The organism is Alteromonas sp. ABE4_545 (assembly GCF_056161325.1).
Genome location: NZ_JBSWYY010000065.1, coordinates 1 through 1,269, shown reverse-complemented (window position 1 = coordinate 1,269; position 1,269 = coordinate 1). Strand labels below are relative to the sequence as shown.

The 1,269-nt window shown below is 44.4% G+C and carries 1 protein-coding gene; it reads right to left on the bottom strand.

What is annotated here, in order from left to right; genetic code table 11:
* Nucleotides 1–1,193: ISL3 family transposase (locus tag ACXAH6_RS20325; protein ID WP_474879811.1), on the bottom strand; the 1,193-nt coding region annotated here is incomplete at its 3' end.
* Nucleotides 1,194–1,269: the final 76 nt, after the last annotated feature.

Genomic DNA, 1,269 nt, shown 5'->3' with positions numbered 1-1,269 from the left:
CACCTTACACGATTGATAACACCATCCCATCCACAATGGGTCATCACTCTTATTCGATAATTTTCAAAGTTTCTAAAACCATACGCTCTTCTTGATATCATTTCCATTTTGTTGTGGAAGCCTTCGGTGATCCCGTTGTTTCGTGTAAAGCGCCACATGGCTATGATGGGTTGTAACCAGGAAGTCAGTGTATTGGCCAGTGCTCGTAGCGGACTTTGATGTAACTGCTCAAGCAAATCTAAGAAGCCGGGTAATGTCTTCTCCATTCGTTTTTCATTCATAGTCTTTAACAGCATATACCTGATGAGCTTCTGTTTGACCTCATACAAGGTTTTTAGCACCGGATAGTCAGCTAAGTAGCGTTGTAAGTTGGTGTTATTCTCTTTGTTTAAATGCCATTGATGTCGTCGCATCAAACTGAGTAAACCTCTATTCCTGCGTCCTTCAGGGTGATGTTGCTGCCACGCTTTTAAGAAGTGATGGTTAATCAAGCGCACCACATGAAAACGGTCAGCGACTATCGTAGCATTAGGGAAATAACGTTTGGCAATACCACGATAGGTTTCCGATAAGTCCATCGCGATGAGCTTCACGTTTTCTTTATTGGGAAGGTGGCGCAAGTACGAGCGTAAACCTAATTCAGAACGTCCCAGCTTTACATCAAACACACTACGATGTCGTAAATCTACAAACGTCGTCGCATAACCCTTCTTACGGGTAAAAAAGTGTTCATCTATCCCCAACATCTCTGGGCAAGGTCGACTGATAATTTCTTTGTATTTTTGACTGATGTGAGACTGATACCAACGCTCAACCGTAGTGGGGCTGATACGGTGTGTGCGTGAGATGCCACGCTGTGTTACGCCACCATGATGTGCTTCAAAGACTTCCAAGCGAAAACATTCGGAAGCTCGATAGCGAGGCCGAATGCCTACAAACGGGTGACGAAAGTAGCGACCACAGCGCCGACAATGGTACTTAGGCACCTTTAAGTGCAGCGTTAATACCTGATTGCCTTGGCGGGTGTGTTTGACAGTGCGCTTATGTGTGGCTTTTATGCGTAAATGTCGACTCTCACAATGCTTGCATAGCGGCTTTTTAGTGGGCTTTGCCCACACTTCAATAAAATCATGTCGATGAACACGTTCTATTTCTAACTCACTTATGCCTAAAATAGTACCTGCGTGGGACATCTGTACTCTCCATTAAATGATTCTTCGCAAAATCAGTTTAATGAATGCGGGTGTCCCCCGTTAATGATGAAGAGCC